7 protein-coding genes, 1 tRNA gene and 1 pseudogene are annotated in these 8,793 nt (G+C 70.4%); 3 read left to right on the top strand and 6 right to left on the bottom strand.

Annotated features, from left to right (window positions below):
- Positions 1-535, top strand: a pseudogene (locus tag GSF22_RS26520) (hypothetical protein); the annotation flags it as partial.
- A gap of 28 nt (positions 536-563) precedes the next feature.
- Here GSF22_RS26520 and GSF22_RS26515 read toward each other — a convergent pair.
- From GSF22_RS26515 to GSF22_RS26500, 4 genes are all read right to left on the bottom strand, one after another.
- Positions 564-1,646 carry an NAD-dependent epimerase/dehydratase family protein gene (locus GSF22_RS26515; protein WP_208816458.1) on the bottom strand — a complete coding sequence of 361 codons (1,083 nt, stop codon included), beginning with the start codon at positions 1,644-1,646 and terminating at the stop codon, positions 564-566.
- 53 nt (positions 1,647-1,699) lie between these two features.
- Positions 1,700-1,993 carry a hypothetical protein gene (locus tag GSF22_RS26510; protein WP_208816457.1) on the bottom strand — a complete coding sequence of 98 codons (294 nt, stop codon included), beginning with the start codon at positions 1,991-1,993 and terminating at the stop codon, positions 1,700-1,702.
- 137 nt (positions 1,994-2,130) lie between these two features.
- Positions 2,131-3,804: a S1 family peptidase gene (locus tag GSF22_RS26505; protein WP_307804347.1), complete on the bottom strand. Its 1,674-nt coding sequence runs from the start codon at positions 3,802-3,804 to the stop codon at positions 2,131-2,133.
- Positions 3,805-4,448: 644 nt separating this feature from the next.
- A complete protein-coding gene (locus GSF22_RS26500; protein WP_208816456.1) occupies positions 4,449-5,906 on the bottom strand; it encodes a multicopper oxidase family protein in 1,458 nt (485 codons plus the stop codon).
- Positions 5,907-6,245: 339 nt separating this feature from the next.
- Between GSF22_RS26500 and GSF22_RS26495 the strand changes: the two genes are divergently transcribed.
- Positions 6,246-6,317: transfer RNA gene (locus GSF22_RS26495), tRNA-Lys, on the top strand.
- A gap of 25 nt (positions 6,318-6,342) precedes the next feature.
- On the opposite strand, the gene GSF22_RS26490 is transcribed toward GSF22_RS26495, so the two are convergent.
- Positions 6,343-7,158 (bottom strand): SAM-dependent methyltransferase, encoded by an 816-nt coding sequence (locus GSF22_RS26490; RefSeq protein WP_208816455.1) that lies wholly within the window; start codon positions 7,156-7,158, stop codon positions 6,343-6,345.
- Between the two features lie 303 nt (positions 7,159-7,461).
- Here GSF22_RS26490 and GSF22_RS26485 point away from each other — a divergent pair, with 303 nt between their 5' ends.
- Positions 7,462-8,082, top strand: coding sequence for a phosphatase PAP2 family protein (locus GSF22_RS26485; protein ID WP_208816459.1), 621 nt, complete (start codon positions 7,462-7,464; stop codon positions 8,080-8,082).
- Positions 8,083-8,133: 51 nt separating this feature from the next.
- On the opposite strand, the gene GSF22_RS26480 is transcribed toward GSF22_RS26485, so the two are convergent.
- A partial coding sequence (locus tag GSF22_RS26480) for a prepilin peptidase (RefSeq protein ID WP_208816454.1) occupies positions 8,134-8,793 on the bottom strand: 660 nt, incomplete at its 5' end.

Here is an 8,793-nt window from a genome sequence, read left to right as displayed (position 1 = left end):
GTTCAAGGTGGTCAACGCACGCTTCGTCCGCAACCGCTGCGACCGTACCGGGCAGGACCTCGGTGGCGCCGCCATCCGGGTGCTCAGCCAGCACGAGGGCCATCCGGTGTACGTCGTGCGCAGCACCTTCGGCGGCGCCGCCGGCCAGGGCGGCAGCTGCGCCAACGGTGGCGCGCTGAGCAGCATCGGGGTCTCCTGGACCGTGCTCAACAGCGTGTTCAGCCACAACCAGGCGACCGGGCGGGGGGCCAACCCGGCCCGCGCCGGCACCTCGGGCGGCGGCAGCGGTGGAGCCGTCTACTGCGACGGCAACCGGTTCACGCTCCGGATCGCCGGAAGCATCGTCGAGGACAACCACGCCAACGAGGGCGGCGGGGCGGTCTTCTTCGTCAGCAACGACCGCACCGGCAGCCTGCGGATCGAACAGTCGACCCTGCGCCGCAACCCGAACGACGGCTTCGCCACCGCCGGGTACCCGGGCATCTTCTTCCTCGGCGCGGGACGCCCCCAGGTCAGCGGCTCCAGACTGAGCTGACTGCTGTCTCAGGACGCAGCTGAGCTGCTCAGTACGGGTTTCCGTGGCCCGGCACCCGGCCCCGGACGAGCCCACCGGGCCGTCCGGCGAGCCCCTTCGCCCCGGAGAGCGGGGCGCTGGCGGCGTGCGCCCGCCCTGCCATCCCCGCGAACAGTTCACGGAGCGCGGTCACCGCGTCCACGGTCGGGCGCCAGCCGAGTTCGGTCCGCGCCCGGTCCGTCGACATCAGCGGTACGCCCAACGCCAACCGCACCCAGCCCGCATCGACCGGTTGCAGCCGGGCCCGCCAGGTGAGCGCGGCGGCGGTCCGGAGCACCGGAGCGGGGACCGGAACCGTGCGGCCGTGGAAGTGCCGCGCCACCAGGTCCGGGGTCAGCACCGGGTCGGCGGCGACGTTGAAGGCGCCCCGGGCATCGCCCAGGACCGCCCGGGCGTACGCGTCCGCCACGTCGTCGGCGTGCACCGCCTGCATCCGGAGCCGCCGGTTCGCCGGCACCAGAGGGATCCGACCGAACCGCAGCAGGCGCACCGGGGCCAGCGGCCCGAGGAAGTACCGGGTGATCTCGGTACCGGCTTCCTGCTGGAAGATCAGGCCGGGCCGGAGGCGGACCACCCGCAGCCCCGGCTGCTCCGCCTCGACCCGGTCCAGCATCCGCTCCACCTCGGCCTTGTCCCGGCTGTACGACGACCCGTGCACGCCGGTCGTCGGCCAACTCTCGTCCACCGTCCGGTCCTTCGGACCGGGTGCGTACGCGCCGACCGAGGAGGCATGAACCAGGGCCGGTACGCCGGCCCGGCGTACCGCGTCGAACACGGCACGACTGCCGTCCACGTTGGTACGGCGCAGTGTCCGCTGGTCGTGACTGGGCTGGATCTGCCAGGCCAGGTGCACCACCGCGTCGGCCCCGGCGCAAACCCGGGTCAGTTCGTCGGCCGCGCCCGGAGCGCCGATGTCCTGCGCGTGCCACCGGACGGTGTCGTACGGCGCACCGGAGCCGGGCTCCGGTGGCCGGCGGGCCACACCGACGAGGTCCAGACCCGGCTCCCGGTGCAGGCGCCGCAGCAGGGCGGTACCGGCATTGCCACTGGCGCCCACGATGACGATCCGCATTCGGGTCCGGTACCCGGTCCGGGCGCGCTGAACCGTGCCGGCACCGTCGAGGTTCAGGGACGGTGGAAGACCCGGTCCCGGCGGCGGCGTTCCCGACCGCTGGTGGCGGCGACGCAGCGGGGGCAGATCCAGCCGACCTCGTCGGCGGCGGTGAGCTGGTCGGTGCTGCGGTAGTCGAAGGGTACGTGCGGGAACCGGCGTAGTCGGCTGCGACTCAGTGGTACCCCGCAGAGCGTCTGGTTCTGTCCCGACCGCCAGGCGTGTACCTCACCGCCCGGCTGCCGTACCCCGGCTCCGTCCCTCCACTCGCTCGACGCGGCCACCGCCGCCGGGCTGTGCGATCTCATCCACCTGTTCTTCCCGGTCCGGGGCGGGGTAGTCGTCCGCGCCCATTCGTCCGGGAATGCGAAAGGCCCCCGGCAGGTGAACCCTGCCGGGGGCCGATGACCGTGGCCACCGCGTCAGCGGCGACCGGTCGTACCGATCAGAAGACCGCGGTGAACGCGTTCCAGCCGGTGTCGAGCTGCTTGCCCTTACCGTCCAGCCAGGCACCCTGGCCGTTGGTGGTGTAGAGCCGCAGCGCGCCGCTCTCGTTGACCCCGACCAGGTCGATCAGGTTGTCGCCGCTCCAGTCACCCGGCGACAGGAAGACCGGGAAGCCGCCCCAGCCCGAACCGATCTGGGTGCCCTTCGGGTTGCTCCAGCCGCCCATGCCGTCGCTGTTGAACAGGATCAGCTCACCGGTCGGCCGACGGCCGATCAGCGACTGCTTGCCGTCGCCCAGCCAGGAGCCCGGGGTGAGAACCACGTTGAACGAGTTCCAGCCGGTACCGATCACGGTGCCCTTGGGGTTGGTCCAGCCGCCGGTGCCGTTGCTGGTGTAGAGCACCAGCGTCCCGTCGGCCTTGCGGCCCATCAGGTTAGGACGCCCGTCACCGGTCCAGTTGTTGGTGACCATGATGTCGGTGAAGCTGTTCCAGCCCGAGCCGATCTGGGTCCGACCACCGAGGATGACGCCCTCGCCGTCGGTCTTCCACTGGTACAGGTTGCCGGAACCGTCCCGCGCCATCATCGACGGGGTCTTGTCGTCGTTCCAGTTGTAGGTGCGGAACAGCTTGTTGTAACCGGTGAAGTTGCCCGTCAGGTACCCCGGATCCGAGTTGGTCGACGGGTAGGCCCAATAGTTGATGCCGCCGAACCCGTCGGAGGCGAGGCCACTGCCGGTGACCACCACCAGTTCACCATCGGAGGTCCGGACGAACAGGTCGCTGTGCCCGTCGCCGGTCCAGTCCAGGTTGACCAGGCCGTGCTTGTTCAGATCGGAGGAGATTGAGCTGTTGTAGTAGCTCAACCGCTCGTACACGCCGGGGGCGGTGCCACACGGGTCCTTGCCCCAACTGGTGATGCCGACCTGCTTGCCGGCCACGAAGATCGGGCCGCCCGAGTCACCGTGGCAGGTGTCCGTCGCCGTAGGCTCCGTGCCACCGGAGGCACAGATCATCCGGTTGGCGTCGTACGCCGCACCGTACTCGCCCGAGCAGGTGGTGTTGCTCTTCATCTGCACGGTGCCCTTGTGCAGGATCCCGGACGAGCTGTTGTCGGCCGAGTCGCTCATGCCGTAACCGGCGATCGTCGCCGACATCCCCTCCGCGTACGGCGCCTGGTCGCCCTGCGCGGAGAGCTGCACCGGGGTGTAGGTCGCCGGCAGGGCGTCCTTCAGGGTGAGCACCGACACGTCATCGACCGGCGCCAGAGCCGTACCTGCATACTGGGCGGCGAGGTTGTAGCCCTGGTGGGTCCAGGTGGTGGCAACCCGGGCGACGAAACCACCAGCGGTGTCGTCAAGGTTGGTCCGACCGGCGATGACCCAGGTGGTGCCGTACGGGTAGTCCACGGTGCAGTGCGCTGCGGTCAACACCTTGGTCGAGCTGAGCACGGTCCCGGTGCAGGTCGAGATGTACCAGTCTTCGTTACCGGCTTCATCCTGGCCGACGAAGAGAGTGCGGATGCCGACCACGCTGGGAAACTCCGACGCGTTCGCCGGCGTACCGTTGACCACCCGGGTCGACCGGTTGGTGAAGGTATTCCCGTAGGCGCCCGACCGGGGAGCACCTTCGGTGGCGCGCACCGCGCCAGCCGGCATCTTCTCATGTGGCACGCCGACCTGCTTGGCGCTCTTCGGCAGCGGCGGAAGGTCGGTGGAGGCCGCCTGCGCCGCACCAACGGGCGACAGAACGGCGGTGGCTCCGATCGTCAGGCCAGCGACGACGCCGACAGCGCGGCGCCCGGACCGGCGAGACTTGGACTTTGCGGACAAGCAGTTACTCCCGTCGTCCCATGTACATACACGCAGCTCGGTCGAGCCGCGTGGGCTCGGGGCGGTCGAACAGGTACATGAATCGAACTACGCCTTCCAGCGCGCGTGACGCGACGCCCAGGCGACCGACGAATCCCCGTGTCCAGCCGTGAAGGCTGGTTGTCTCTTGCGTACACACGGCCGACGGGTGGGTCGGCCGTGTTTCCCGAGCGCGTCACGTTAACAGGATCCGATACCGGACCGAAAGACCCTTTCGATGTTTGTTTGCCGACACCTTCACGGTTCGACACCTAGCGACGGAGCAATGACGGAATTGCCACTCCGGGGTGATCCGGGACAGCGCATCCGGTCGGTCATCCGGGCGTCACGCTGCGCGGACGACCGGCACGAGGGAGTGGTCGTCGCCGTCCGGGCAGGGTCACATCAACCACTCGGACAGCGAACGGCCCGACCGACGGATTGTCGGTCGGGCCGGACGGTTGGAGCTATCGGACGATCTCCATCTGGGCCATCATCCCGAGGCTCGAATGGTCGAGGAAGTGGCAGTGGTAGACGTACTTCCCGAGATAATCGGTGAAGGTCGTCTGGATCTTCACCGAGCCACCCACCGGGATGAAGACGGTGTCCTTGCGGCCCGCGTCGTCCAGCGTCGGGGCGCCACCGTTGCGCTCCAGCACCCGGAACTGCTCCAGGTGCATGTGGAAGGTGTGGGTGACGAACTCGGGGTCGGCGTTGGTGATGTTCCAGATCTCGGTGGTCCCCCGCTTGATCCGGAAGTCCACCCGGTTGTGGTCGAACGGGCGGCCGTTCATCACACCGATGGGCAGGTCGCCCGAGGTGAAGTCGAAGCCGAGGGACACCTCCCGGTAGACCGTCGCCTTCGGCAGGGCCGGCAGCGGCCGGAGCCGGTCGGGTACCCGGCTGTTGTCCGGTGCGCTGCGGACCACGTCGAACCGGAGCAGCGGCGTGCTGCCGTCGGAGAGGACGACGTGACTGCCGACCGGGTAACGCGAGAAGTCGACGACCAGCTCCACCCGTTCGGCGGAGGCCAGCACCAGTTCGGTACGGGGTACCGGCGCGGGCAGCAGGCCACCGTCGGAGGCGATCTGCACCATCTCCGCGCCGCCCAGGTTCAACTGGAGGACCCGCTCGCTCGCGCTGTTGAGCAGCCGGAACCGGTACTTGCGGGCGGCGACCCGGAAGTACGGCTGCGGTTTGCCGTTCACCAGCAGCGTGGTACGCGTACTCGGGTCGAAGGAGAAGGCCAGCTTCCCCTCGGCGTCGAAGGCCGCGTCCCGGATCATGATCGGCACGTCGTAGGCGCCGCTGGGGAGGCGCAGGTCGGCCTCCTCCTCGTCCTCGATCAGGTAGAACCCGTGCAGACCCCGGAAGACGTGCTCGGCCTCGGTGTGGTGACTGTGGTCGTGGTACCACAGCGTCGCGCCCTGCTGCCGGTTCGGGTAGTCGTAGATCCGGGTGCCGCCGGGCTCGATCAGGTCCATCGGGTACCCGTCGCTGCTCGCCGCGACGTGGGCCCCGTGCAGGTGCACGTTCGTCGACACACCGAGCTGGTTCTGGTAGCTGACGATCACCCGGCGACCGGCCTTCGCCCGGATCGTCGGTCCGATGAAGCTGCCCCCGTAGGTGTAGGCAGGGGTCAGCACACCGGGCAGGATCGACACGTTGGCCGGTTTGATGGCCAGCCGGTATATCTGCACGTCGCGCCGCGACACCACCGGGGCGAGCACCGGCGGCAACGGCATCGGTACGGAGAATTCGGAGACGTCGGGGCGTACCGCGACCGCCGGCGCCGTACGGCCGTGGTCGTGCCCCACCGGCTGCGGCGCGTGCAGCCGGGCCTGCGCCACGCTGGTCTCGGCGGTCGGCAGCAGGACCGCGCCCCCCGCCACGCCACCGAGCGCCAGCAACTGTCGTCGATTCACGTGAAGTCCCCCCTTCGGCTGGCCGACCGGCCCGGACCGGACCGGCACGTGTCCAGCGGGACACGCAGCGCAGATCGTGGCACCGGGCCACCGGGGTCGTTTCTTCCACGTTGCTCGATACCGTCGTGGCTGGTCGACGGCCTGCCGAGCTGGCGGCCAACGGCAATATCTGTCGGTTGCCGGCTACCGGGTACCGGTCGGGCCGGAAACCCGTACCGGTCGGTCGTCGCGGATGACGGCAGCGGCCCGACCCGCGACGCCCGGCCCACGCGGCGCGGCGTGCCCCACCCCAGAAGCCGCGAGCCCACCGGCACGCCGATCCGGTAGCCTTGGCGGACAGGGCCGCTAGCTCAATGGCAGAGCTGTGGACTTTTAATCCATAGGTTCAGGGTTCGAGTCCCTGGCGGCCCACTCTCGCCGTCCACGATCCACCCGGTCAGCGCCGGAGACCGACCCCGCCGTAACCGTGGGAGACCCCGCCTGGCCGGTCACCGTCGGGCGCCGGCTCCGGCCGCCAGTCGCCCCACCAGACCAGGCCCGGCTCGACCAGGTCGTACCCGTCGAAGAAGCGGCTGATGTCAGCGTGCGTTCGGGGTACCAGCGGGGCGCTGCTCTGCTGGTAGACCGCCCGGCCTGCCTGGGCGGGCACCGGCGGCGCTCCGTCCAGGGTCAGGTGTGACAGCACCAGTGCGCTGCCCGGTACGCCTTCGTCCCGAAGTCGGGCGACCGAGGCCCACGGGTCCTCGGCGTCCCGCACGAAGTGCAGGACGGCCACCAGCAGCACCGCCACCGGCTCGGAGAAGTCGATCAGCCGGTTGACCTCCGGGTCGGCGAGCAGTTCGTCCGGTCGGCGGACGTCCGCCCGGAGCACCGTGGTGTCCGGGGCGCCGGCCAGCAGCTGCCGGGCGTACGCCACGGCGACCGGGTCCACGTCCACGTAGACGACCCGGGAGCCGGGTGCGCACTCCCGCACGATCTCGTGCACGTTGCCCTGGGTGGGTAGACCGGCGCCGATGTCGAGGAACTGCCGGATGCCGACCTCGGTGGCGAGGTGTCGTACCGCCCGGCGGAGGAAATGCCGGTTGGTCTGGGCGGCCACCGGCGTGTCCGGGAAGATCGACAGGACCTGTTCGGCGGCGGCCCGGTCCGGGGCGAAGTTGTGGCAGCCGCCCAGGTAGTAGTCGTACATCCGGGCGACGTTCGGCCTGCTCTGATCAGACTCGGTCCCGACTGGCGCGGCCTCACTGGCCATCGTGGTCCGTCCTTCCTAACCGGAGATGCTGAGCCGACGGCGCTGCGACGTCGACGTCGGCCGGTCGTGTCGCAGCCTCGGACGCGCTCTCCCACGCCGATTCCGGCACGGCGGTCGCTTCAGTTCTTAGCAGCCGGCCGGCGGCCACGCCGACCGTCTCCGGGTCCGCTGTTGTTAATAGGGGTCCCTTCCTCTACCGAAAGCGTTAACAAGGGGCCCTTCCTTACATCCCGGGCGTACCGTTTTCGGCCCTTGCGCCGATAGAAGGTTTATGAACCTTTGCCGGGGTGAGTTCAGTTGACCATGGGACCCGACGCCGTCACCGAGGTCAGCGCCGACTGGTACCGCGAGATCGTCGGGTTCGCGGCCGACAGCCCGCCGGCTGTCCAGTGGTTCGCGGCCCACTTCACCGAGGCGTCGATCATCCTGCTCGGGCTGTTGCTGGCCGGGGCGGCGGTACGTCACCTGGGCGCCCCCACCCCCGGGCGGGCGCTGGCCCTGGCCGCTCCGCTCGGGGTGCTGCTCGCGTACGGCCTGAGCGAGGGGGTGAAGGTGCTACTGGACCAGGAGCGCCCCTGCCGGACCTTCAGTCAGCTGGAGACCATCGCCCGTTGCCCACCGACCGGGGACTGGTCCTTCCCGAGCAACCACTCGACGATCGCCGGTGCCACGGCGGCAGCGGTTCTGCTGCTCTCCCGGCAGCTCGGGGTGATCGCGGCGGTGATCGCCGTGCTGGCCGCGTTCTCCCGGACGTTCGTCGGGGTGCACTATCCGCACGACGTGCTCGTCGGGCTGCTGCTCGGGGCGACCGTCGCCGGGTCGACCGTGCCGCTGCTGGCCCGGTGGGTCACCGGGCCGGTCTCCCGCCGGATCGGCCCGCTGCCCGGCCGGCTCCGCACCGGCACCCGTGACCTGGTGCGCTGACGGGTCGGCCTGCTCCGCTCGTCGGAGACGCCCCGACCGGGCGGCGTCGGCTCAGCGGACGAGCACCAGCGCCGCGACCGTGCCGAGGATCAGGAACGGTCCGAACGGTACCTGCCCCCGCCAGCGGACCCGTCCGGTGACCAGCAGGCAGAGACTGACCACGGCGGCGCAGACGAAGGTGAGGAACATCCCGGCGATCAGGGTGCCCCAGCCGTACCAGCCGAGCAGTGCCCCGGCGCTGAGCGCCAGCTTGGCGTCCCCCAGGCCGAAGCCCCGCCGGCCGAGCAGCAGGGTCGAGGCGGCGAAGAACAGCGCCAGCCCGGCCCCGGCGACGCATGCCCGCAGCCAGGGTGCCGGGTTCCCGTCGACCACGGCGGCCAGGCCGAGCAGCCCCCAGGTGCCGAGGGCGGCGGGGATGGTGAACCGGTCCGGCAGCCGGTGCACGGCAGCGTCGACGAAGGCCAGCGGCAGGGCCAACGCCAGCCAGCCGGCGACGGCGAGGGGTTCGACCGCCGGGCGGGCGGGCACGAGCAGTGCGATCACCGCGACGACGAGTGCGATCTCGACGGTGAACGGCGGTGCCCCCACCCGGGCGTCGCAGGCGGCGCACCGGGCGAGCGGTGACCGGGGTCGCAGGGAGCGGCCGACCGGCGTGGCACAGCGGTCGCAGGCCGTCCGGGGTGGTTGTCCGGCCGGTACCGAGTGCCGGGT

Source organism: Micromonospora echinofusca (genome assembly GCF_017614955.1).
Classification (GTDB): domain Bacteria; phylum Actinomycetota; class Actinomycetes; order Mycobacteriales; family Micromonosporaceae; genus Micromonospora; species Micromonospora echinofusca_A.
This window is presented reverse-complemented; position numbering and strand designations above follow the sequence as displayed.

Bases quoted from the DNA above. Each gene is read 5' to 3' on its own strand.
- GSF22_RS26515 (WP_208816458.1), bottom strand. From the start codon at position 1,646: ATGCGGATCGTCATCGTGGGCGCCAGTGGCAATGCCGGTACCGCCCTG.
- GSF22_RS26510 (WP_208816457.1), bottom strand. From the start codon at position 1,993: ATGAGATCGCACAGCCCGGCGGCGGTGGCCGCGTCGAGCGAGTGGAGG.
- GSF22_RS26490 (WP_208816455.1), bottom strand. From the start codon at position 7,158: ATGGCCAGTGAGGCCGCGCCAGTCGGGACCGAGTCTGATCAGAGCAGG.
- GSF22_RS26485 (WP_208816459.1), top strand. From the start codon at position 7,462: ATGGGACCCGACGCCGTCACCGAGGTCAGCGCCGACTGGTACCGCGAG.